Source organism: Burkholderia sp. Bp9016, assembly GCF_003857765.1.
Classification (GTDB): Bacteria; Pseudomonadota; Gammaproteobacteria; order Burkholderiales; family Burkholderiaceae; genus Burkholderia.
In genome coordinates, this window is the sequence record NZ_QTPY01000022.1 from 66,573 (window position 1) to 89,573 (window position 23,001).

Sequence of the window (23,001 nt, forward strand, 5' to 3'; positions counted from 1 at the left end):
TAGTCGTGAATCCGTGATCCGTGGGGGCGTGAAGCCTGTTCGCGCGTCGTGTTTCATGGGCCACCGAAGCCGGCTGCGTCGAGCCCCGCGTGCGCGCATTGCTCGTCCTGCGCCTCGCTGCCGCCCGATACGCCGATGCCGCCGATCAACGCGCCGTCGTCGACGATCGGCAGCCCGCCGCCAAACGCGACGAAGCGCGCGCGCAGCACGAGGCCCTGCCGCACTGCGTCCGAGTGCGTCGCCAGCGCGTCGTGCCACGCGCCGGTCGGCAAGCCGAAGCTCGCGGCCGTGTATGCCTTGTCGATCGCGATGTCGATCGAATGCAGCGGCGCACCGGGCATGCGCACGAAGGCCGCAAGCAGGCCGGCCGCATCGACCACCGCGACGTTCACGCGCACGCCGAGCCGCCCGGCGGCCTCGGCCGCCGCCTGCGCCGCGCGCGACGCGGCGAGCCAGTCGATCGTGCGCACGTCGACGCTCCGGTTCGTATCGTTTCGATGCATGGCGCCGTGCTCCTTGCGAGATCAGGTGTAGACGGTCGTGAACGCTTCGTTCAGCTCGCCCGAGTGGAAGAAGATCCCGCGCCCGAGCTCCTCCTCGGTCCACGTCGTGACCGGGCGATCGGGTTGCGCGAGGTAGCCGAGCCCCGCGAACGTCTCGTTGCGGTTGCCGCTCGGGTCGAAGAAATAGATGGTGGTGCCACGCGTGATGCCGTGCCGCGTCGGCGCAACGTCGATCTTCACCTTGTTCTTCGCCATCACGTCGGCCGACTTCAGCACGTCGGCCCAGTCGTCGAGGAAGAACGCGATGTGATGCAGGCCGTTGCGCGGGCCGCCGACGAATGCGATGTCGTGCGGCGTCGTGCTCCGAAACATCCAGGTCGCGGCCTGGATCGTGTTGCCCGGGCCGACCATCACCTGCTCGGCCAGATGAAAGTCGAGACACTCGGCCATGAAGCGCGTGTTCTCCTCGACGCGGTTCACGCCGGCCTCCGGGTTCAGTTCGCACATCAGCAGGCAGTGGTCGAGCCAGTGCACGGCCGAGCCCGGAATGTCGTCGGGCCACGGATCGGGGTTCAGCGAGCCGACCGCGGTGCCCACCAGTTCCTTCTTCGCGAACAGCCGCAGTTCGTGACCGCTCGGAAGCAGGAATCGCAGTTGGCGGCCGACCGCCGGCAGCGCGCCTTCGGGCAGCATCTCGGTCGCGATCCCGTACGCTTCGATGCGCTGCTGCAACGCATCCAGATCGGCGTCGTGCTCGACCTTGTATGCGGCATGCTTGAGCCCCGCCTGATCGGACGGAGACAGGATCAGCGAATACTTGTCCCATTCGTCCCAGCATTTCAGGTAGACGTTGCCCGCCGCGTCGCGCATCGTTTCCTGCATGCCGAGCACGCGCACGTAATGACGCAGCGCCGCTTCCATGTCCATCACCTTCAGACTGACATGACCAATACGCATCACACCCATGGTGAGTCTCCTCCTGGTTACTTGTTGATGACCGTCGTGCCGGCACATGCCGTGCCGCAGAAGAACGGCTTCCTGAGCCGGCCGGCCACTTCGAGCTCGACGTCGCCGTCCGGCGCGACGCGGCACGCAAGCGCATAGCCGTCGTTCTCTTCTTCCGCACTTACATGTGCACGGCTGACCGGCCCGAGCTTGCGCACCGCACCGCGCAGCACGCGCACCTTGCACACGCCGCACCCGCCGTTCAGGCAGCCGACCGGAATGCCGCGCCGGCCGAGCTTCGCCATGCCGGCCAGCAACGATTCGCCGGACACGCACGCATAGCGCTCGTCGGTCTGCGCGATCGTGACCGTCCCGCATACGCGGCCCGCGTCCATGTCACACCCGCCGGAACAGCGGGCTGCGCGTCTGTTGCGCGTCCGCCGCCGAAATGAACTTCTCGTGATAGATGTCGCGCTCGAACAGGCGCCCCTGCATCAGCGTCGTGATGCACGCGTCGATCATCGCGGGCGGGCCGCACAGGTATGCCTGGTGTCCGGAGAAGTCGCCGTCGAAATGCGCCTTCGCGACGTCGTGCACGAACCCTTGCGCGACATTGCCGCCCGCATCCGGCGCGCCTTCCGACAGCGCCGGCACGTACGTGAAGTTCGGATGGCGTTCGGCCAGCGCGCGGAATTCGTCGTGGTAATAGAGCTCCTTTGCGTTGCGCTGACCGTAGACCAGCGTGATCGGCGCGGTGACGCCGTTTTCGAGCAGGTCCGCGATCATCGAGCGCGGGCTCGACAGCCCCGACCCGCCGGCCATGAAGATCATCGGCAGCGCGGCCGAGCGGCGCACGAAGAAGCGGCCGTATGGGCCCGACAGGCGCACGCGGTCGCCCGTCGCCAGTTGCTCGTGCAGATAGCCCGTGCCGAGCCCGCCCGGCACCTGCCGCACGTTCAGCTCGATCTCGCCGGTGGCCGCGACGTCGGCCGGCGCGTTCGCGATCGAGAACGCGCGGCTTTGCCCGAGGCCGGGAATCTCGAGCTGCACGTACTGGCCCGCCTGGAAGTGGATCGGCTGCGACAGCTTCAGCCGAATCGACTTGATGGTCGGCGTGAGCTGTTCGATGCGCGTGACGTCGGCCGCGAAGTCCTTGACCGGGATGATTTCCGCATCCGGCTCTTCATCGACGTCGGCCTCGATCACGGTGTCGGCCTGCAGCGTCGCGCAGCATGCGAGCGCCTTGCCTTCCTCGCGCTCGAAATCCATCAGCGCGAACGGGTTCGCATCGCCGAGATCGGTCTCGCCGTCGAGCACGGCGACCTTGCAGGTGCCGCACAGCCCGTGACAGCACGCATGCGGAATGTAGATGCCCTGGCGCAGCGCGGCATCGAGCATCGTCTGTCCTTCCTCGACCTCGATCGTGACGCCCAGCGGCTCGATGGTAAGTTGGTGGCTCATGATGGTTCGCTCGTCCGCGTGGCGGTCAGAAGCTCGCGCCGCCGAGGCCGTCGAGGCCCGGCGTGCGAAAGCTGATCAGGTCCTTGTGCCCGAGGCCGTTGTCGGCCAGGCTCTTCGCCGGGTCCGGCGCCCACGGTTCGCCCGAACGGAACCACTCGACGCGCGTCCAGTCGATCTTCGCGAAGTCGGGGTGATAGCCGTAGACGGGCGGCAGCACGTTGCCGGCCAAAGCGCCGAACGGCATGTCGGGCGGCAGCGGCAGGCAGAACGGCGCCGGAAACATCAGGTGGTTTTCCCAGCACACGTAGAGCAGCGGCGCCGGAAACTTCCCGACGGCGTCCTTCACCGGGAAGTCGTAGGGTTTGAGCGCGATGACGGCCATGTTTGTCTCCTGTCGGCCCGCGTTCGCGCATCGGCGCTTCGCGGGCCCTCGTCAAGATTGCGTGTCGGTTGCGGGTCAGTTGCTCGTGGCCTGGCCGCGCCAGGCCGCGAAGTTCTTCTGGTCTTCCGAGCCGTCGAAATCGAGGTTGTCGCGGCCCATCGTCACCGCGTAGTAGTCGAGCACCGCGGCGAGCGGATCGAAGCCTTCCGCGCCCGGGTCCGCATCGGGCGGAAAGCAGTTGCCCTGATGGATCTGGTGCACCGGCAGCCACGCCTGCACGTATTTCTGCGGCTCGTGGTCGAAAATTTCCTTGCAGTGGTCGCTGCAGAAATGGAACTTGTTGCCGAGGTAGTTCGATTCGCGCGCGCCGATCTTCGTCGGGTTGCCCGGCTCAGTGAACAGCATCGGGATCTGGCACGTCTGGCACAGCATCGGCAGCGTCTTCATGTAGAAGCGGTTGCCGTCCCTTGCCTGCTCGCCCCAGTACTCGAAGCGCGGACGGTAGTAACGATCGAACGAGTCGGGATACTTCGCCGACAACCAACCCATCTCGTCTTCGGTCGGCACCCAGGTGTGGAACGCCGATGCCGCGTTGAAGCCGTAGAACGTCGACCACGCCTGGTGGCTGATGTGATCCTTGCCTTCGCAGGCGTCCTGCCAGCCCTTCGGCTCGCGAATGCCGTAGCGCGCGAGATCCTTGAACAGCGCGCCGCCGTTCTGCTCCGCGTACATCTCCCACGATTCGCGCCAGCTCATCACGCGCTTGGGCTGCATGTAATCCATCATCATCGCGACCAGCGTCAGCAGCCGGTAGCCGCGCCAGAACCACTTGTCGATCCAGCGCTGCACGATCGGCACGTTGTCCGGATCCTGTTCGAGCAGGAACTTGATGCATTCGATGCCGAGGGTCATGTGGCGCGACTCGTCCGATTGCGCGGAGAAGCCGAACGTGACGGTCGACATGTCGCCGTTGTATGCGGCGCCCGACATGAACGGCACGAACAGCAGGTTCGTCAGCACGTATTCGAACGAGAAGCTGACCGCGGTCAGGAACTCGAACGGCCCCGACGAATACGCATCCTCGAAGAACGACTTCGGCACCGACAGGTACCAGACGCGATCGAACCAGTGGTTCGAGTGATGGAACCCGTTGAAGAACTTGTTGTACGTCGACATCGCATGCGTTTCGGTCTGGTAGTGCCGCAGCTCGTCGATCGACTGCATCTGGCACGCGATGCGCGCGCCCTCGCCGGTGAAGTGCCGGCCGACGTGCGCGAAGCCGCGGTGCGCGAGGTATTCGAGCGGCGTCACGCCCTGGATGAACAGCTTCAGCGCGTTGATGTAGCGGGCGTCGCTCACGCCGAGGAACGCGTTGTTCTGCGTGAACGCGTCGATCACCGCGTACAGCTTCTTTTCCTTCTCGCCCTGGTATTTCCAGTACGCATCCATCGTCAGGCGGAACGGATCGACCCACTTGTCCCAGTCGTGAATCTTGATGCCCTCGTAACGGTCGTACGGGAAAACCTTGTCCATCGGCTGGTAGGTCGTCTCCCAGCCGAGGCCGCGCGTCATGGCCGCGTAGCGGTCCTTCAGGCCGAGTTTTTTCTTGAGCGTTGGCGTGTCCATTCGTGTCTCCGGTATTGTCGGTGCGCGTTGCGCGGCGTTCAGTGCGACCAGCTCAGCGTGAACTCGTCGTCGTCCTCGTCGATGTGGCCGGACAGCGTGATCAGGTTGACCTGAAGCTGCTGCAGGTCGAAGCGCGTGCCGGTCAGCTCCTCGATCGTTTCGCGGCGGATCGTCAGCCGGTCCGGCGCGTCGATCTTGACCATGCCGGGCGACTCGACCACCACCGCGCGCGGGTTGTCGGCGACGATCGCCTCCACTATCGGTCTGGAGTCCTCATTGGCCTGAAAGGCGATGAATACGTTGGACATGCTGGCTTTCCTTGGGTTAGGGGAGGGTTCCCGTCGTCAGAGCGCAATGCCGAGCTTGGCAACGCGCGCCTGGAACTGCTCGCGCACTTCGTCGAGCGCGGCCCGGCCGGCGTCCTGCAGCGCGCGTGCCGCCACCGGTGCAAGCGCGGCATCGGCGCGCGCGGACCAGTCGTGCGTCCAGCGTGCGAGCAGCGCGCGGTTGTCGTCGGATTCGGCGGCCATCGTCTTCACGACCGCGTCGATCCAGCGGTTCGATTCGGTGTGCCACTCGGGCATGAACGCGGTCAGCATCGCGACCGCCGAGCCGCCTTCGAGCGCAATCCGTTCGTCGACGAAGCGGTCGTAGACGAGCGGATACAGCAGGCCGTCGAGCGCGAGGTTCTGCGCGATGAACAGCTCGACCGGATCGGTCACGACCAGCGTGTCCTCGACGTAGCGGCGCAGCGGTTGCCAGGCGGCGTCGTTGGTCCAGGCCGCCTTGGCCGCGTCCAGCACGTCGGGCTCGGCCATCGCGAGCGCGAGACGCGTGAGGTACTGCGCGACGCCGAGGTTGTCCATCGCATGGAACATCGCGGGCGCCGTGAACACCGTGCCGTAGCCGAGCGCGCAGATCTGCGCGTTGTTCATGTTCGCGCCCCACGCGGCGTGGCGCAGCGGCACCAGCACGTCGAGCGCCCGCGCGGCCACGTCGTCGCGCATCAGGCCGATCATCCGGCGCGATTCGACGAACTCGAAGTTCGACTCCATCGCATCCTGCTGGCGCGCCCGCGCCGTCGCCCACGATGCGTAATAGAACTGGCGCGGATCCTTCAGCACGTACCAGTTCGCCATCCGGATCGCCGAGCGCGACGGATCGAAGATCTCGTAGTCCGGATCCCAGGTCGGCCGATAATGGAAGTTCGCCTGGGGCTGCGCGCCCATCATGCCTTCCTGGTAGCGCGTCGCCGTCTTGTCGCCGCCGATGTTCTGCGCGACATGCGCAAAGGTGTGCCGGAGCGGCTTGATGTCGACTGTCTTCAGCTCGATGGTCACTTCTTGCTCCTCAAGGTCATGGGTTCGCTTCGACGTCGAGCCGCGTCACCCGTTGTTCGCGGCAGAACGCATCGAAGGCGGCAGGAGACAACGTCAGCTCGACGAACAGTTCCGGCGCGCCGCCGATCGACAACTCGAATTCGACGAAGCCGCGGACATTCGTGCCGGTCACGCGGACGCACTTGCGGCCGGGATCGAGCGGGGAAGGATCGGTGTGGTGCTGATTCATGATCGGTGTCGCCTCCATGCCGGACTTCAATGCAGCATCCATGCCACGTTCGGCCGGGGCAGCAAAAAATCTCGATAATTCAGGGAAAGCCCTGACGCGCAGTTCAATTTCGCGACCCACAATAGCGGTTAACCAGAACGGAAAACAGGCGTCGGCGATCGCGCCAAACCTCATATCCGGCGGCCTTTTTCATCATTTGAGCAACCCGCTTCGGCGCATTTGATGAAATGATCAAATCGATGTACCCGCCGCGGCGCCGATCGACAAAATTATTGAAATCACGAGAAATCTCGATGGAGGAGACATGACGCGGCCCAGCCTGCCCCCTTTGCCGCCGGACACCGACCTGCGCAAGCTGATCCATTTTTCGGCGAGCGACGGTCGCATCTGGCTGGCCGGACAGCGGATGGTGCTGCTGCATGCCGGCGCGCTGGCGACGCTGCGCCAGGAGCTGATGGAAAGCGTCGGCCCCGCGCAGACCCGGCGTTTCTTCACCCGGGTCGGCTTCGCCGCGGGCGAACGCGACGCGGCGCTCGCCCGCGAGATCCGCAGCGGCGCATCGCTATTCGACATGTTTCATGTCGGCCCCCAGCTGCACATGCTCGAAGGCGCGGTGCAGGTCACGCCGCTGCGCTTCGAGGCCGATCCCGCGACGGGCGCGTTCTACTGCGAATACCGCTGGGAACACTCGTGGGAGGCCGACGTGCACCGCCGCACGTTCGGACCGCAGCCCGAACCCGTGTGCTGGATGCTGATCGGCTATGCGACCGGCTACACGAGCGCCTTCATCGGCCGGACGATCCTGTTCAAGGAAACGTCCTGCGTGGGTATGCACGACCCGCACTGCACGATCGTCGGCAAGCCGGCCGACGAATGGCCCGACGCGGAAGAGATTTCGTCGTGGTTCAAGGCCGACTCGCTGATCAACACGATCCGCGACCTGCAGACCGAGGTCGAATCTCTGCGCCTGGAGATGACACCCGACGACGGCCGGACCCGGCTCGTCGGGCGCTCCGATGCGTTTCGCGCCGCCTATGCGCTGCTGGAGACGGCTGCGCCGACCAAGGTCGCCGTGCTGCTCACCGGAGAAACGGGCGTCGGCAAGGAGCGCTTCGCGCGCGCGCTGCACAGCCTCAGCCCGCGGGCAGCGAAGCCGTTCGTCGCGATCAACTGCGCGGCCATTCCGCATGCGCTGATCGAGTCCGAACTGTTCGGTGCGGAGAAAGGCGCGTTCACCGGCTCGCAAGCCGCGCGCGCCGGGCGTTTCGAGCGTGCGGACGGCGGTACGCTGTTTCTCGACGAAATCGGCGAGTTGCCGCTCGACGTGCAGGCGAAGCTGCTGCGCGTGCTCCAGGAGGGCGAGGTCGAACGGCTCGGCGCGACCAACGGCAGGAAGGTGGACGTGCGCGTCGTCGCGGCAACCAACCGCGATCTCGAACAGGCCGTGCGGGACGGCACGTTCCGCGCCGACCTCTACTACCGGATCAACGTGTACCCGGTGCTGATTCCGCCGCTGCGCGAACGGCAGGACGACATCGCGCCGCTCGCCGACGCGATGCTCGAACGCTTCGCGGCGCTGCACGGCAAGCCCGCGCCGACGCTGACCGACTACGCGTACGATGCGCTGCGCGGCTACCGCTGGCCCGGCAACGTGCGCGAGCTCGAGAACCTGATCGAGCGCGCGGTGATCCTGTCGCGCCCGAACCGTCCGGTCGACGCGAAGGACCTGTTCCCCGGCGTCGGCTCGCCCGGCGGCGCGACGGTCGACCGGGCCGGGCAGATCCGGCCGGCGACCGCGATGTCGATCGACTGCGCAACGATCCTCGATCAGTTGCAGGGCAGCGGCGGGCTCGACGGCCTCGAGCGCGCGCTGCTGCACGAAGCCGTCGACCGCGCGAACGGCAACCTGTCGGCCGCCGCGCGCCTGCTCGGCCTGACGCGCGCGCAGCTCAGCTATCGCCTCAACCGCAAACAGGATCAGGAGGACGCGTGACATGAACACCATCCTGCCCGCCCATCCGTTCGACGACGCCTTGCCGGCGCTCGAACCGGCCGCCGCCGACGACACCGAACCGCACGCCCGCACGCTCAGCGAGCACGCGTATCACCAGCTCCGGCAGCACATCATCGAAGGGCATTACCCGCCCGGCGCGAAGCTGCGCGTCGAACACCTGAAGGACGTGTACGGCGTCGGGGCCGGCACGCTGCGCGAGGCGCTCACGCGGCTCGTCAGCGATGCGCTGGTCGTGGCCGAAGGGCAGCGCGGGTTTCGCGTCACGCCGATGTCGGTCGACGATCTGGAAGCGATCACGCGGCTGCGCATTCATATCGAAGTCGATGCGCTGCGCGACTCGGTGCGGCGCGGCGACGACGCGTGGGCGCACCGCGTGCGCCAGAGCTTCGACATGCTGTCGGCGTGGGAGCAGCCGGTGTCGATCGAGCACCGCGCCGCGTGGGAAGCGTGCAACCGGCGCTTTCACGAAGCGCTGATCTCGGCGGCCGCGACGCCGTGGACCTACCTGATCCTGCGCATGCTCTCGCAGCAGAGCGAACGCTACCGGCGCGTATGCATCGGGCTCGGCGATTCGAAGCGCGACGTGCATGCGGAGCACACGTGCCTGTTCGAAGCCGCGATGCGCCGCGCCGATGCGCGCGCCGCCCTCGCACTCGAAGACCATATCGGCGCGACGCTTGCGGTAGTGCGCAATGCGCCGCCCGGTACGTTGCCGTTTTAGGACGACGCCCCGCTCACGCGAGCTCGGGATACCCGTGCGCGGCGGCGTCCTGCTCGAAGCGGTCGATCGCGTCGTACGCGCCGGGCGACAACCGCTCGAACCCCGTCAGCCGCAGCACGCCCGCGCGTTGCGGATCGGCCGCAACCGCATGATCCAGCGCCGCCTGCAACGCGTGCACGCGCGCTCCGTCGAGCGCCTTCGACGCGATGAACGGCAATCCCGGCGCGGTCGCCGTCGCGCCGACGATCCGGATGTCGTTCAACCGCTCGGGTAGCGCGTCGCGCACATACGCGAACGTCACGCAGTCGATCGCCGCACAGTCGGCGTCGCCGGCGGCCAGTGCCTGCAGCACGCCCAGGTGCGAGCCGAATGTCTGCACGGAACCGAAGAAGCGCCCGTCATGCGCATGCGGCGCGACCGCATGCCGGAATGCATTCATCCCGCTGTGCGAGTCGCGCCCGTTCAATGCGGCGCGCAACCCGCGACAGCCGGCCAGCGTCGTCGCGCCGCCGTCATGCACCCGCGCCGACACGACCAGCATGCTGCTGTAGTGCGCGCCGTCGCAACCCGGCGCATCGAAAGCCGGCGTCGCGATCAACCGCACGGCATCGCGTAATCCGAGCATCCGGTACGGATAGCCGCATGTCTGCGACAGCAGCAGGTCGCCGCGCCGCCACAGCGCGTGCAGATCGTCGAACGGCTCGACGGGCAGCGCAACGCCGGCAGGGCCGCCGGTGCGCGCGAACGCGTGGAGCGCGTCGCGCAGCAACGCGCGCCACAGTGCGGCGTGGCGCGGCGTCACGTTGTACATCGGCAGTGCGGCGATCCATGAGCTCATGCGGGCATTCTATGCATCGTCGGGCACGCGGCGTCAACCGGTTCGCGTACCGTAACGGGCGTCGGAGCCGGCACGGCGCGCGCCAAAGCTTATCGGCTCGGCAGCGATAAGCAAATCCGAATCGATTGGTTTGGCTCACGACGCAGGCCCGATATCGTTCGCATACGAATACGCGCCGGCAGGCGCCGCGAGCCGGCAGGTAGCGCCCGATCCGGCCCCGCTCGATCCTCCGCGTCCCGCACCGCCTCCGATCCGTCCCCGTCAGCACATGGCCGAATACTTCGATGTCGACCACGCGCGCGCGATCGCCGCGCTGGACGCCCGCTTCACTGCCCGCACCGAGTGGCCGACCTGGCTGCTCGTCGTCGCGATCTACGGCGGCTGGCTTGCCGTGCTGCTGCTCTTGCGCGCGGAGCGCCTGTCGCTCGCGGCCGCGACGCCGCCGCTGATCCTGCTCGGCGCGTGGCACATGTCGCTGCAGCACGAACTGCTGCACGGCCATCCGACGCGTTCCCCGTTCGTGAACCGGCTGCTCGGCTATCCGCCGCTGACGGTCTGGTATCCGTACACGCTGTATCGCGACACGCACCTCGACCATCACCGCGACGAAGACCTGACCGTGCCGGGCGTCGATCCGGAAACCAACTACGTGTCGCGCGACCGGTGGGTGCAGCTGCCGCGCTGGCGTCGCGCACTCACCGTTGCGCGTACAACCTTCGTCGGACGACTGGCATTCGGTCCGCCGACGAGCGTCGCGGCGATGTTCGTCGACGCGTTCGCCTCGCTTCGACACGGGGACTTCCGCTATCTGCCGATGTGGCTGACGCACGCGGCGAGCGTGGCCGCACTGCTCGCTTGGCTGCAGTGGTCGATCGGCGTGCCGTGGTGGTACTACCTGCTGGCGATCACATGGCCCGCGCTGTCGCTCGCGATGATCCGCTCGCTGTTCGAGCATCGCGCCGCGCCGCATCCGAAGGCGCGCATCGCGATCAACGAAGCCGGCTTCGCGATGCGGCTGCTGTACCTGAACAACAACTATCACCTCGTTCATCACGACCTGCCGAAGCTGCCGTGGTATGACCTGCCGCGCGCGTACCGGATGCGGCGCGATGCGTATGCGGAGAAATGCGGCGGTTTCGTGATTCGCGGCGGCTATCGCGAACTGCTGGCGCGCCATGCGTGGACGCCGACCGATGCGCCCGTGCATCCGTTCGATCGCGGCACGGCGTCGCTGTCGACCGGAAGCGGCGCGCAGGTGGCCACCGTCGACGGCTATCCCCGGATCAGTACGTGACGGCTCGCCGGGCCTGCGTCGCCGGTGTCACCAGGCGCGCTCGCGCACCAGCTCGCCGATCCAGTCGATGAACACCCGCAGCCGCGGCGACAGATGGCCGCGATGCGGATACAGCACCGACAGCGGCAACGGCGGCGGGCGCAGCCGCGTAAGGATCGCCGTCAGCGTGCCGCCGCGCAGCTTCTCCACCACGTGATAGCGCGGCACCTGAATGATCCCGAGCCCGGCCTCGCAGGCCGTCACGTATGCGTCGCCGTTGTTGACCGACACCGATGCGGGCAGCTCCGTCGTCCGAGCGTTGCCGTCCGTGCCGAACACGAGCGGCACGCGCTTGCCGCTCGACGCCGACACATACGCGACTTCCCGATGCTTCGCGAGATCGGCGAGATTGCGCGGCCGGCCATGCGCGGCCAGATAACCGGGGCTCGCGCACGTGACCTGCTCGAGCAGGCCGACGCGGCGCGCAACCAGCGACGAATCGGTCAGCTCGCCGATCCGCACGACGCAGTCGACGCTTTCCCGCGCGAGATCGACGCGGCGGTCGCCGACGCTGATGTCGAGCGTGACCTGCGGATAGCGCATGAAGAATTCGGGGAGCGCCGGAATCACGACGAGCCGCGCGAACGAACTCGCGAGATCGACCTTCAGCGCGCCCTGCGGATGGCGCGCCGCGTGCGAGAACGACGCTTCCGCCTCGTCGATCCCGTCCAGGATATCCACGCAGCGCCGGTAGTAAGCCGCACCGTCGACCGTCGCGCTCACATGCCGCGTCGTGCGCACCAGCAGCCGCGCGCCAAGATGCGACTCGAGCTGCTTCATGATCTGCGTGGCCGACGCACGCTGCATGCCGAGCTGCTGCGCGGCGCGCGTGAAGCTGCCGGAATCGACGATGCACGTGAAGAGCCGCATCGCCAGCAATCTGTCCATCTCGTTCGCCCTGACTGTTTATCAAAAGTAAACAGTGTTGATATCTGTCGATGAATTGTCAATTCCATCGACAGCGCCGAAAATACCGGCACCTCCGGGCTATCAGACAACCTTCCGCCGTGGATCCGGCCCCCGGCCGCGCGCGTTACCCCTATGACGATGCAACCGAACACCTCGCCCGGCGCGATCCGCTCGATCGGCAACGACTGGTCCATCTCCGCGATTACCGCGGGCTTTCTCGCGGTCCTGATTTCGTACGCGGGCCCGCTCGCGATCTTCTTCCAGGCCGCGCAGGCCGCGCATGCGTCCAATGCGATGGTGTCGTCGTGGGTCTGGGCGATCTCGATCGGCGCCGGCGTGTCGGGCCTGTTCGCGAGCTGGAAGCTGAAGGTGCCGGTGATCACCGCATGGTCGGCGCCCGGCACCGCGCTGCTCGTCGGCCTCTTTCCGCAACTGACGCTGAACCAGGCCGTCGGCGCGTACATCACCGCCGCGCTGATCATCCTCGCGATCGGCATCACCGGCTATTTCGACCGCCTCGTGCGCCACATTCCGCGCGGCATCGCGTGCGGGATGATGGCCGGCATCCTGCTGCCGTTCGGCATGCACGCGTTCTCCGCCGCCACCGCGCAGCCGGTGCTCGGATTCGGGATGATCGCCGCGTACGTGATCTTCAAGCGCGTGCTGCCGCGCTACAGCATCGTGCTCGTGCTGCTGACCGGCGCCGCGCTCGCGACGCTGCTCGGGATGACGCATCTCGGCAACGTGACGCCGAGCATCGCGCGGCCGATCTTCATCGCGCCCGAATGGACGCTCGGCACGACACTCAGCCTCGCGCTGCCGCTCGTCGTCGTGAGTCTCACCGGCCAGTTTCTGCCGGGCATGGCGATCCTGCGCGTGTCGGGCTACCACACGCCCGCGCGGCCGATCATCACCGCGACCAGCGTGATGTCGCTCGTCGTCGCGTGCTTCGGCGGGATCACGATCGTCGTCGCGGCGATCACCGCGGCGCTGTGCACGGGCAAGGATTCGCACGAGGATCCGGACCGGCGCTATATCGCGGGCATCGCGAACGGCGTGATCTACCTGATCGGCGGGCTCTTCGCGGGCACGATCGTCACGCTGTTCTTCGCGCTGCCGAAGGCGTTCGTCGCGATCCTCGCCGGGCTCGCGCTGATCGGCGCAATCGGGTCGAACGTGCACGGGATCTTCGAAGACGAGGCGCACCGCGAAGCGTCGGTGATCACGTTCCTCGCAACCGCGTCGGGGATGACGTGGCTCGGGCTCGGGTCCGCGTTCTGGGGGATCGTGATCGGGTCGGTGGCGTATGTGGTGACCAGCAGGACGCGGCGGCAGGCGTAACGCGCATCGCGCACGCCTTCAGCCGCCGCTTCGCTCAGCGCCCGTCCCGGCGCAGCAGTTGCGCGAGCACATCCTCCGGCGACGTCGCGCCGTATAGCCGCTCCGACACGCCGGCTTCCACGTCGATCTGCCCCGCGTTGTGCACGTCGTAGAGATCGACGATCAACTGCGCATGGCGTTCGCCGAGCCCCGCGCGCAGCAGCGTTGCGGTCCATGCGTCGCGCGGCAGTTCGCGTGCGACGATCTCGCGCCCGGCCGCCGCGCCGAGTGTTGCCGCGATATCCCGCACGCTCACGCGCCGCGGCCCTTCGATGCTGACGATGCGCGGTCCGTTGCCCGGTTGCGCCGGATCGAGCAGCAGCCGTGCCGCCGCGACACCCACGTCGGGCGCCCAGACCGTCGGAAACATCTTGTCGACCGGATGATGAAAGCTCGGCAACACGCCGGTGCCGAGCGCGACCGGCAGCACGCGTGCCCAGTTCTGCAGGTGTTCGGCCGCGCGCAGCAGCGTGAGCCGGGTCGGCACCGTTTTCAGCTTCTCTTCCATACGATGAAAGAGCCGCGTGATGCCCGTGTTGCCGTCGCGCTCGGCACCGTAGTCCGACAGCGCGAGCAGTAGCGGCGGCGGGTCCGCGACGAGTGCGCCGGTCGCGATGTCGATCGTCCGTTCCATCGTTGCGGCCGGGTCGCTGTCGGCGACGGGCACCGGACACAGCATCTGCACCGCTTGCGCGCCCGCAATCGCTGCGGCGACCGCCGGGGCATCCGTCAAATCGGCGAGCGCGACGTCGCAGCCGAGCTGCGCGAAGCGTTCGCGGTGGCGCGCGTCGCGCAGCACCGCGCGCACGGGGTGCCCTGCGCGGCGCAGGGTCGTTACAGTCGACAGGCCGACGTTGCCTGATGCACCGAAAATCACGAACACGATCCGCTCCTGGGGGATGAAGGCAGGGTGATTGTCGGCACGCGCGGCCGTGATGGCGCGCAGGGATGGATAAAGCGGAACAGGAAAGGATGACGGATCAGGCGGCTGTCGGGTTCGTCCGCATGGCAGGCGGAGTCATTGTCGAACAGACTGATTTTTGTCGGCATGCCCATGCCCGACGGCCAGCGGATTCACCGACCGCCGGCCCGCGCGGAGCACCTGCCTGCCGCAGCGGTTGCTCAACGGTCCTCACCGCCATGCGCAAGCCTCAGCCCGCCCCGCGCCCCCGACCGCGCAATCTCCGTCGGCGTCGCCCCCAGCACGCGATTCATCCAGTTCGCCATGTGGCTCTGATGCGCAAAGCCGGCTTCGAGCGCGATCTGGCTGATGCTCAGCCGCCCTTCGAGCAACAGCGTCTTCGCACGCTCGACCCGCCGCCGCACGACGTACTGGTGCACCGGCATCCCGAGCGTCTCGCGAAACAGCACCTTGAAATGCGGCACGCTGATCGATACGAGCGCCGCGAGCTCGGCGAGCGTCATCCGCCGTTCGAGATTCGCCTCGACATAGTCGATCACGCGCGCCGCCGCTTTCGGCGCGAGCGTGCGACGCCGCTCGCGGAACGCCGGCTGGCTGTCGACCAGCCGCGCGACGAGCGCCGTGCACAGGCTCTCCGCATAGAGCGGATCCGATGCATCCTCCGCCTCGAGTTCCGCGGCCATCGCCCATGCGATGTGTTGCAGGCGGGGATCGCGCACCTGCAACCGGCGACGGATCTGCGCCTGCGACGGCTTCAGTTCGAGCTGCTCGAACGTGCGCCGCACGAATGTGTCGCCGAGCGCGATGTGCAGGATCCGGCAGTCCGCGCTGTCCGTCCATTGGCCCGGCAGGCCGGCCGGAATCACGTCGACGTCGCCATGCGCCTGGATGCGCGACACGCGCTCGCCATCGCACACGCAATCGGCACGAACCGGCGAGCCGATATGCACGCCGATGCGGTGATGATCGGCGGCGGGAATCCGGTACGTGCCCGCGCGGATCTCCAGCAATGCCGCGCCGAAGCCGCGCCAGCCCAAGCCGCGGCTGGAGCGCAGGCTGACCGGCACGCCGTTGTCCGTTGGCGCGGCAAGAATCGGATCGCTCATGGTTTCCCTCCACCCGATCGGTGTCGATCGCGCATTGTGACGCTTTTTCGGGGCGCTTGCCGGACCTGGCCAGCCATTCCCGCGCATTGCAGCAAAAGATCATCCGTTTCTGCTCCGGCCCATCCTTGCATGCGCGCCAGCGGGCGCGGCGACGCCTACGATCGCCTCATCCGACACCTACGGAGCCCGTCATGCCCGATTGCTGCCCGCCCCGCGCGGCGTTCGCCGCGCCGTCGTCGTCCGGCACCGCCCGCGTCGCGTCACGCCCCCTTTCCCGATCCCGTTTCGGCAGCATCCGCGCCGCGATTGCCATCCGATGCCTGCGTCTGCTCGGCTGGTACCGGCTCGAACGGCTGCTCGCATCGATTCCCGACAGCAACGACGACTTCGGGATCGGCTGACGCGACACGACCGGCACTCACGCACCGTTCGCCTACTTGCGCCGCCGCTCCTGCGGCGCCACCGTCGCGCCGTCGATCACCGGTGCGCCCTGCTTGATCAGGAAGTCGCGGAACAGCCCTGTCACCTGCGAGATCCGCCGGTCGGCGAGCGTGATCACGTACCACTCGCGCACGATCGGGTTGCCGGGAAACGGCAATTGCCCGAGCAGCCCCGTGCGCAACTCGAGTGCACACGCGTGCAACGACAGGAAGGCGATGCCGAGCCCGGCCTCCGCCATCTGCTTGATCGCCTCGTTGCTCGACAGTTCGGAGCCCACATGGAAGCGGTAGCCGGCCGTCTTGAACAGGCTCTCGACGGTGGAGCGCGTGCCCGCGCCGCGCTCGCGCACGAGCAGGTGCGCGGATTCGAGATCCTTCAGCGCGACGCGCTTGCGCTGCATCAGCGGATGCCCCGGCGCCGCGACGAACACCATCGGATGCTTCGCGAATTCGACCGCGTGCGTGCGCAACTCCTTCGGCGCGCTACCCATCACCGCGAGATCGATTTCATGCGTCGCGAGCATCCGGATGATGTCGTCGCGATTGCCAACCTTGAAATAGGTCTTCACGTGCGGCCGCGTGGCGGTGAATTTCACCAGCAGCGGCGGGATCAGATACTCGGCCGTCGTGATCGCGCCGATGCGCAGCGTGCCGCCGAGATCGCCCGTCAGCGCGGCCACTTCGTCACCGGCCTCGCTCCACAGATGCAGGATCTCGCGCGCATAGCGCGACACGATCTCGCCGGCCGCGGTCAGCTGCACGCCGCGCCCCACCCGCTGCAGCAACGCGGCGCCCACGGCCTCCTCGAGCAGACGAACCTGCAGCGATACCGCCGGCTGCGTGAGGTTCAGCTCCTCGGCCGCGCGCGACACGCTGCCGAGCCGCGCAATCATGTCCAGCGCCTTCAGCTGCCGGAACGTCGCGGTTTTTCCTATAAGTGAATACATATGAGTCGCTTATAAACATTAAATTGTTCGAGTGGGTGCGAAACTATATCGTCGGTTCTTGAGCAATGTCATCCGAATCGTCATCAGCGGGAGCCACAACATGGACAACATCACGCCTACCCTTGCAACGGATCGCGCACCGCGCGTGCCGCGCATCGTGATCGTCGGCGGCGGCGCCGGCGGGCTGCACCTCGCCACGCGCCTCGGCGACACGATCGGGCGCCGCGGGCAAGCCGACGTCGTGCTCGTCGACCGCTACCCGACGCACTTCTGGAAGCCGCTGCTGCACGAAGCCGCGTCGGGCCATCGCGATCCGGCATCGCACACGATCGAATACGCGGCACAGGCAAAGCGCCACGGCTTCCGCTTCGTGCAGGGTGCGCTGCAGCGGGTCGACCGCGCGGCCCGCACGGCGACGATCGCCGCCGTGCACGATGCGGACGGCACGGAAATCCTGCCGCAGCGCGAACTCGGCTACGACGATCTCGTGCTGGCCGTCGGCAGCGTGACGAACTTCTTCAACGTGCCGGGCGCCGCGCGCCACGCGTTGCCGCTCGAAAACCTCGACCAGGCCGAGGATTTCCGCCGCAAGTTCCTCGCCGCTTGCACGAAGGCGAATCACCTGGCCGAGCAGCAGCCCGCGCGGCGCGCGGCGCCGATCTGCATCAACGTGATCGGCGCGGGCGCAACCGGCGTCGAGCTGGCCGCGGCGCTGCGGCACGCGATCCAGCAGCTGACGACGTATCGCTTCAAGGCGCTGGTGTCCGCCCGCGACGTGCACATCCGGCTGATCGAAGGCGGCCCGCGCATCCTGCCCGCGCTCGACGCACGGTTGTCCCGCAAGATGCACGCGCAGTTGCGCACGCTGAACGTCGACGTGCTGACTGATACGCGCGTCGCGGAAGTCGGCGCGGACGCGGTCACGACCGCGACCGGCGAGCGCCTCGCGAGCGACATCACGATCTGGGCGGCTGGCGTCGCGGGCCCCGCGATCCTGCGTGAACTCGGCGACATCGCGCTCAACCGGTCGAACCAGGTGATCGTGACCGACACGTTGCAGACTCCCGGCGATCCGCACGTGTATGCGTTCGGCGACTGCGCCGCGTGTCCGTCGGCTGATGCGGGAGGGTTCCTGCCGCCGCGCGCGCAGGTCGCGCACCAGCAGGCCGTGTATCTCGGCGAAGCGCTCGTGCGGCGCCATGCCGGCAAGCCGGTGACGGGCTTCACGTTCCGCGATGCGGGCACGGTCGTGTCGCTCGGGCAGGCGGGCGCGGTGTACCAGGGCGACCTCGGCGTGCGCTCGCGCTCGCTGATCGTCGACGGGCTCGCTGCGATCGGTCTGTACAAGTTCCTGTATCGCAAGCATCTGTTCAGCGTGTACGGGTTGAAGCGCGCGCTGTTCCAGTCGCTGAGCCACTGGCTGCAAAGCCGCAACCAGCCGTCGATCAAGCTGCACTGATCGCTCGCGCGCACGCGCACGCCGCACGACGGCGTATCGGGCTCATCGCCCGGTACGCCGTTTTTTCACATGCCCACAACCGGTGCATTCGAATCGGGCACGCATTTGGTGCATCACATCGAAGCCGGTCGATACGATGCAATTCACGCGCACGGCCCGCATCGCGTGCATCCCGCGCCGGCGCTGGCCCGCCGCCCGATTCATTAGTCAAATCGTATGAGTTGCATATAAATATTAATTGGTCGCATATTCCGGGTGGACGCTAAGGTGTGTGGCATTCCCGTCCGCGAACGGATCTTCACGTCTCAGGAGAAGAATCACCGTGGTCATCGAAGCTATCGTCACCCGTCTCGACGCCGCATTCGCACAGATCGAAGCGACCCCGGATTCGCGCGAATCGCGCAACCAGCGCGATGCGATCATCCAGTGGCTCGACAGCGCATCGGAGCAAGGCTATCGACTCGGTCTCGTCACGACGCTGCCGGCCGACCGGCTCAGCGACATGTTCGAAGGCCAGTTCGGCCGCGCGAATCTCGACCGCTTCTCGGTCGTCGTGAGCGATGCAAACCAGCAGGATTCCATATCAAATCAACATCCATTCGACGTCGCGCTGCAGGCGCTCGGCGTGCCGCCCGAACGTGCAGTCGCCGTCGCGAGCAGCGAACCGGAACGCCGCGAAGCAGAAGTCTTCGGCCTGTCGCGCTGCGTGCGCATCACCGACACGGTGCGGTCGATCGCGTCGGCAGGCATGCACTGACCTGAGCACCTGCACACGGGCCGGCGACCGCCGGCCGGTCGCACCCGTCGGCCTGCCGACGATTGCCTTAACGAATTCTGACATTTTGCTGTCAAAGTCGCTTGCGACACTTCCGGGCTCGACCGACTCCACCCGGAACCGGGACGACGCGAATCCGCGCCGTCCCGCCCGTTTCAAGCCACGATGACACACCCTTCCTGCACCGCCTCCGCCGTCGCCCTTGCCTGCCTGCTGCTTGCCGCGTGCGGCGGCGAGACGTCGAATCCGCCCGCCACGTCGACCGACAACAGCGGCACGCCGACCGAACCGCAGCCGACGCCCACGCCGGAGCCCGCACCGACACCCGCGACCTACTACCAGACGAAGACGCCGTATCGTCCGCAGCAGGACGCGGCCACCTACGAAGCGCCGCCGGCCGGCTACACGCCGGTCTATGCGGAGCTCGTCGCGCGACACGGCTCGCGCGGGCTGTCGGGCTTCAAGTACGACGGCGCGATCTATTCGATGCTGGTCAAGGCCGAGGCCGACGGCGCGCTGACCGCGCTCGGCGCGCAACTGAAAGCCGACACGTACGCGATGATGAAGGCCAACGCGCTGCTCGGCTATGGCGTACAGGGAATCTCGACGCCCGGCTACGGCAATCTCACGCAAACCGGCATCCGCGAGCACCAGCAACTCGCCGCGCGTCTCGCGCAGCGGCTGCCGGCGCTGTTCTCGTCGGGCGGCCGGCAGATCGTCGTCGTCAACTCGGGGCAGGACCGCGCGGTCGACAGCTCGACCTACTTCTCGTCCGCGCTCGTCGCCGCGCAACCGGCACTGGCCGCCGCGATCACGCTGCCGGCCGCACCCGCCGGCTATCCCGCGAGCGCGCCGGTCGCGCAGGCCGCAGGCACCAACCGCTTCCTGCTGTATTTCCACGCGCTGAAGCCGGCCACCGATCTCGTGACCGATACGTCCGATCCGTACTACGCGACCTATCAGGCAAGCCAGGCGTATCAGGCCTATTCGAGCGATGCGACGGTGGCCGACAAGCTCAAGACGATCCAGGCGGATCCGCTGGTCGCGCAAGTCGCGCAGACGGTGTTGTCCGCGCTCGTGTCGCAGGCGTTCGTCGCGAAGCTCGGCACGGACGGCTACACGTTCGCGAACACGGGCACCTACGCGTTCACGTCGTCGGACGGCAAGTTCACCAATACGCTGAAGGGCGACGGCAAGACGAAGATCGCGTCGGCCGTCGACGCCGTGAACGTGCTGTACAACCTGCTGCAGGTCGCACCGGCGATGACGGCCGAAACGGGCGGCATCACGATGGAGAAATATATCGGCGCGGAGCAGGCGCAGACGCTCGCATACCTGCAGGATGCCGAGGACTATTACCAGAAGGGGCCCGGCATCCAGGAAGCGAACCCGGTCACGTACCGGATGGCGAAGGTGCTGCAGGACGACTTCTTCAGCGAAGTCGACGCGATCGCGCGCGGCGACCTGACGCATGCCGCGAAGCTGCGCTTCACGCATGCGGAGATCGTGATTCCGTTCGCATCGATCATGAACCTGAAGAACGTGTTCGTGCCGACGCCGCAGGCGCAGACCTACACGTATGCGAACAATCCGTGGCGCGGCGACCAGGTGTCGCCGATGGCTGCGAACATGCAGTGGGACGTGTATCGCAACGGCTCGCGGCTCATCGTGAAGATGCTGTACAACGAGCGCGAGACGGATTTCCAGGCGGCGTGCGACGGCGCGAAGATCGCGCCGGCGAGTCACTTCTACGACTACGCGGGGCTGAAGCGCTGTTACGGATATCAGTGACGCGCAGCAGTGCGTCGTCAGTCAACCGCGTAATCGAGATCGTGCCAGCGCTTCGCGGATTTCCCGCCGGAGCCGAGATGACCGGCGGGGAAGCGCATCACGGCGATCGCATGGAGCGCCTTCTCGTCGAGCGCCGCGTCGCCGCAACTGTGCCTGACCTTGAGATCGCGGACACGCCCGTGCTCGTCGAGCCAGACACGCACGATCACGCGCCGTCGCGACGACGCACTCTGCACACCGCGTGACAACAGGCGATCCATCAGCGACATGATGTGCTCCTCATCCGTTCAATGCTGCGCCGCGCGTGTGCATCAATGCGCGACGGCTGCGCCCTTGCGTGCCGCCCGCGCACCCTTCGGCTTCACGGCGACTTGCTGTTTCGGATCGGCCTTGCCCGCATGCGGAACCTTTCGGGCCTTCGCGGCAGCCGCCGGCGCCTTTGACGCAGGCTTCGCGTCGGCATGCGCGGCAGCCGGCACGATCGATTGCGAACCAACAGGCCGCTGCGCCGGCTTCGCCGCGGCCGAGCGGCGCGTCGCAACGGGCGCCTGCTTGACCTGCCGCGAGTACGCCTTCACGTCCTGGTCGCTCATCCACGACTCCGTATAGGCCGCCGACGCAGGGTGCGAGAGGTTGAGATAGGCGACCGACGCCACGAGAAATGCACGGACATGCGTGCGACGATTCGATGCGGTAATGACGAATGCTCCTTGCGATCTGGCTTGACGCCCGGTGTCGGCGTCGTCGTGGCGGCACAGTAAAGGAGCGCATTGCGCATCGCAAGCATCGGACCGGCGACTCAAACGATTCTTAACGTTTCGCGCGATCCGCCGCGCATCGCGGTCATGCGCGGTGTTCGGCGACGTCGGCCACATCGGCCGCATCTTCTTCCCCGCCGCCCCGTCGCTCGACGCTCCATGTATGAATCGGCCGATGTCCGGGACGCTCCCACTCGGGCGGCATCCACAAATGGCGGATCCGTTGCGCAAGCGGCCCCGGCGCGAACACGTCGCGCCACATGTCGACGAACTCGTGAAGGTTCAGCACGAGGAAGTTGTACGAACGGATCTGCTGCGTGATGCCGTAGTCGACCGGCTCCGTTTCCTCGACATACGTGCCGAACATCCGGTCGAAGATGATCAGCACGCCGCCGTAGTTCCTGTCGATGTAGCGCGGATTGCGACCGTGGTGCGCGCGATGATTCGACGGCGTGTCGAACACGTATTCGAACCAGCGCGGCAGCCGACCGATCGCTTCGGTATGCACGAAGTACTGGTACGCGAGATCGACGGCAAGCAGGAACAGCACGACCGCGGGCGGAATGCCGAGCCACACCGGCGGCAGATAGAACACGAACACACCGACGAACGCGTTCAGCAGCGACTGCCGCATCGCGGTCGTGAAGTTCATCACTTCGCCGCTGTGATGCGGCACGTGCGCGGCCCAGAACCAGCGCACGCGATGCGACGTGCGGTGGAACCAGTAGTAGCAGAACTCGACGACGACGAAGATCGGCACGATCGTGAAGCCGTTCACCGGCACGTCGAACAGGCGATGCCGATACACCCATGCGAAGATCGCGCCGGTGAACAGGATCCCCATGACGGTCTCCGCGACCTGATAGCCGGCGCCGAGCGACAGGTTCGCGACGATCTCCTTCCAGCGAAACTGCTCGCGCCGGCCGCGCCGCGTCGCAATCGCGAACTCGATCGTGAACGCGACCAGGAACACCGGCGTCATGCCGATCAGCAGCACCTGTTTCCAATCCACGTCGTGGCCCATGAACGCATGCAGCCACGTCATCCACTCTGCCGGCATATCGATCGCCTCTGTCGGGAATTGACCGGCAGTATGGTCTTGCACGGGTCGGCCCGCGTTGA

General features: G+C 66.9%; 25 protein-coding genes. 8 read left to right on the forward strand and 17 right to left on the reverse strand.

Annotated elements, in window-relative coordinates:
* Positions 1-53: 53 nt before the first annotated feature.
* From DIE13_RS24685 to DIE13_RS33515, 9 genes are all read right to left on the reverse strand, one after another.
* Positions 54-503 carry a heme-binding protein gene (locus DIE13_RS24685; RefSeq protein WP_124829712.1) on the reverse strand — a complete coding sequence of 150 codons (450 nt, stop codon included), beginning with the start codon at positions 501-503 and terminating at the stop codon, positions 54-56.
* A 21-nt stretch (positions 504-524) separates the two neighbouring features.
* Positions 525-1,469, reverse strand: coding sequence for a catechol 2,3-dioxygenase (locus tag DIE13_RS24690; protein WP_124829713.1), 945 nt, complete (start codon positions 1,467-1,469; stop codon positions 525-527).
* Between the two features lie 17 nt (positions 1,470-1,486).
* Entirely contained in the window at positions 1,487-1,843 is a 357-nt protein-coding gene (locus DIE13_RS24695; protein WP_124829714.1) for a 2Fe-2S iron-sulfur cluster-binding protein, read from the reverse strand.
* Between the two features lies 1 nt (position 1,844).
* The gene (locus tag DIE13_RS24700; RefSeq protein ID WP_124829715.1) at positions 1,845-2,909 is read right to left on the reverse strand and encodes an NADH:ubiquinone reductase (Na(+)-transporting) subunit F; all 1,065 of its coding nucleotides are present in this window, start codon (positions 2,907-2,909) and stop codon (positions 1,845-1,847) included.
* 25 nt (positions 2,910-2,934) lie between these two features.
* Positions 2,935-3,291 (reverse strand): phenol hydroxylase subunit P4, encoded by a 357-nt coding sequence (locus tag DIE13_RS24705; RefSeq protein WP_124829716.1) that lies wholly within the window; start codon positions 3,289-3,291, stop codon positions 2,935-2,937.
* Between the two features lie 75 nt (positions 3,292-3,366).
* Positions 3,367-4,917, reverse strand: a complete 1,551-nt coding sequence (locus DIE13_RS24710) for an aromatic/alkene/methane monooxygenase hydroxylase/oxygenase subunit alpha (protein ID WP_124829717.1) — start codon at positions 4,915-4,917, stop codon at positions 3,367-3,369.
* Between the two features lie 38 nt (positions 4,918-4,955).
* Positions 4,956-5,225: an MmoB/DmpM family protein gene (locus DIE13_RS24715; protein WP_124829718.1), complete on the reverse strand. Its 270-nt coding sequence runs from the start codon at positions 5,223-5,225 to the stop codon at positions 4,956-4,958.
* Between the two features lie 36 nt (positions 5,226-5,261).
* Entirely contained in the window at positions 5,262-6,257 is a 996-nt protein-coding gene (locus DIE13_RS24720; protein WP_124829719.1) for a phenol hydroxylase, read from the reverse strand.
* 16 nt (positions 6,258-6,273) lie between these two features.
* Positions 6,274-6,660: a phenol hydroxylase subunit gene (locus DIE13_RS33515; RefSeq protein ID WP_233410062.1), complete on the reverse strand. Its 387-nt coding sequence runs from the start codon at positions 6,658-6,660 to the stop codon at positions 6,274-6,276.
* Between the two features lie 130 nt (positions 6,661-6,790).
* Between DIE13_RS33515 and DIE13_RS24730 the strand changes: the two genes are divergently transcribed.
* Together DIE13_RS24730 and DIE13_RS24735 are read left to right on the forward strand one after the other, a co-directional pair.
* The gene (locus tag DIE13_RS24730) at positions 6,791-8,479 is read left to right on the forward strand and encodes a sigma-54-dependent Fis family transcriptional regulator (RefSeq protein WP_124829720.1); all 1,689 of its coding nucleotides are present in this window, start codon (positions 6,791-6,793) and stop codon (positions 8,477-8,479) included.
* 1 nt (position 8,480) lies between these two features.
* Positions 8,481-9,221 (forward strand): GntR family transcriptional regulator, encoded by a 741-nt coding sequence (locus DIE13_RS24735; protein ID WP_124829721.1) that lies wholly within the window; start codon positions 8,481-8,483, stop codon positions 9,219-9,221.
* Between the two features lie 13 nt (positions 9,222-9,234).
* Here the strand turns inward: DIE13_RS24735 and DIE13_RS24740 are convergent, their stop codons facing one another.
* Positions 9,235-10,059, reverse strand: a complete 825-nt coding sequence (locus DIE13_RS24740; RefSeq protein ID WP_124829722.1) for a phosphate/phosphite/phosphonate ABC transporter substrate-binding protein — start codon at positions 10,057-10,059, stop codon at positions 9,235-9,237.
* A 268-nt stretch (positions 10,060-10,327) separates the two neighbouring features.
* On the opposite strand from DIE13_RS24740, the gene DIE13_RS24745 reads away from it, so the two are divergent.
* A complete protein-coding gene (locus tag DIE13_RS24745) occupies positions 10,328-11,353 on the forward strand; it encodes a fatty acid desaturase (RefSeq protein ID WP_124829723.1) in 1,026 nt (341 codons plus the stop codon).
* 27 nt (positions 11,354-11,380) lie between these two features.
* Here DIE13_RS24745 and DIE13_RS24750 read toward each other — a convergent pair whose 3' ends face one another.
* Entirely contained in the window at positions 11,381-12,280 is a 900-nt protein-coding gene (locus DIE13_RS24750) for a LysR family transcriptional regulator (protein WP_124829724.1), read from the reverse strand.
* Between the two features lie 159 nt (positions 12,281-12,439).
* Between DIE13_RS24750 and DIE13_RS24755 the strand changes: the two genes are divergently transcribed.
* The gene (locus DIE13_RS24755) at positions 12,440-13,642 is read left to right on the forward strand and encodes a benzoate/H(+) symporter BenE family transporter (RefSeq protein WP_124829725.1); all 1,203 of its coding nucleotides are present in this window, start codon (positions 12,440-12,442) and stop codon (positions 13,640-13,642) included.
* A gap of 34 nt (positions 13,643-13,676) precedes the next feature.
* Here the strand turns inward: DIE13_RS24755 and DIE13_RS24760 are convergent, their stop codons facing one another.
* Both DIE13_RS24760 and DIE13_RS24765 read right to left on the reverse strand, forming a co-directional pair.
* Positions 13,677-14,564, reverse strand: a complete 888-nt coding sequence (locus DIE13_RS24760) for an NAD(P)H-binding protein (RefSeq protein ID WP_124829726.1) — start codon at positions 14,562-14,564, stop codon at positions 13,677-13,679.
* Between the two features lie 239 nt (positions 14,565-14,803).
* Positions 14,804-15,709, reverse strand: a complete 906-nt coding sequence (locus DIE13_RS24765; protein ID WP_124829727.1) for an AraC family transcriptional regulator — start codon at positions 15,707-15,709, stop codon at positions 14,804-14,806.
* Positions 15,710-15,900: 191 nt separating this feature from the next.
* Here DIE13_RS24765 and DIE13_RS24770 point away from each other — a divergent pair, with 191 nt between their 5' ends.
* A complete protein-coding gene (locus DIE13_RS24770) occupies positions 15,901-16,110 on the forward strand; it encodes a hypothetical protein (protein WP_124829728.1) in 210 nt (69 codons plus the stop codon).
* Positions 16,111-16,142: 32 nt separating this feature from the next.
* Here the strand turns inward: DIE13_RS24770 and DIE13_RS24775 are convergent, their stop codons facing one another.
* Complete coding sequence (locus tag DIE13_RS24775) at positions 16,143-17,096, reverse strand: LysR family transcriptional regulator (protein ID WP_124829729.1); 954 nt, start codon at positions 17,094-17,096, stop codon at positions 16,143-16,145.
* A gap of 100 nt (positions 17,097-17,196) precedes the next feature.
* Between DIE13_RS24775 and DIE13_RS24780 the strand changes: the two genes are divergently transcribed.
* The 3 genes from DIE13_RS24780 to DIE13_RS24790 all read left to right on the forward strand — a co-directional run bounded on the left by DIE13_RS24780 (position 17,197) and on the right by DIE13_RS24790 (position 21,121).
* Positions 17,197-18,555 carry an NAD(P)/FAD-dependent oxidoreductase gene (locus DIE13_RS24780; RefSeq protein WP_124829730.1) on the forward strand — a complete coding sequence of 453 codons (1,359 nt, stop codon included), beginning with the start codon at positions 17,197-17,199 and terminating at the stop codon, positions 18,553-18,555.
* 322 nt (positions 18,556-18,877) lie between these two features.
* Complete coding sequence (locus tag DIE13_RS24785; RefSeq protein ID WP_124829731.1) at positions 18,878-19,312, forward strand: phosphatase; 435 nt, start codon at positions 18,878-18,880, stop codon at positions 19,310-19,312.
* Positions 19,313-19,495: 183 nt separating this feature from the next.
* Complete coding sequence (locus DIE13_RS24790; protein ID WP_124829732.1) at positions 19,496-21,121, forward strand: histidine-type phosphatase; 1,626 nt, start codon at positions 19,496-19,498, stop codon at positions 21,119-21,121.
* A gap of 17 nt (positions 21,122-21,138) precedes the next feature.
* Here the strand turns inward: DIE13_RS24790 and DIE13_RS24795 are convergent, their stop codons facing one another.
* The 3 genes from DIE13_RS24795 to DIE13_RS24805 form a co-directional block, all read right to left on the reverse strand.
* On the reverse strand, positions 21,139-21,390 hold the full coding sequence (locus DIE13_RS24795) for an energy transducer TonB (protein WP_096500845.1): 252 nt from the start codon (positions 21,388-21,390) through the stop codon (positions 21,139-21,141).
* A 42-nt stretch (positions 21,391-21,432) separates the two neighbouring features.
* On the reverse strand, positions 21,433-21,714 hold the full coding sequence (locus DIE13_RS24800) for a transcriptional regulator (RefSeq protein WP_124829733.1): 282 nt from the start codon (positions 21,712-21,714) through the stop codon (positions 21,433-21,435).
* A gap of 250 nt (positions 21,715-21,964) precedes the next feature.
* Positions 21,965-22,939: a sterol desaturase family protein gene (locus DIE13_RS24805; protein ID WP_124829734.1), complete on the reverse strand. Its 975-nt coding sequence runs from the start codon at positions 22,937-22,939 to the stop codon at positions 21,965-21,967.
* Positions 22,940-23,001: the final 62 nt, after the last annotated feature.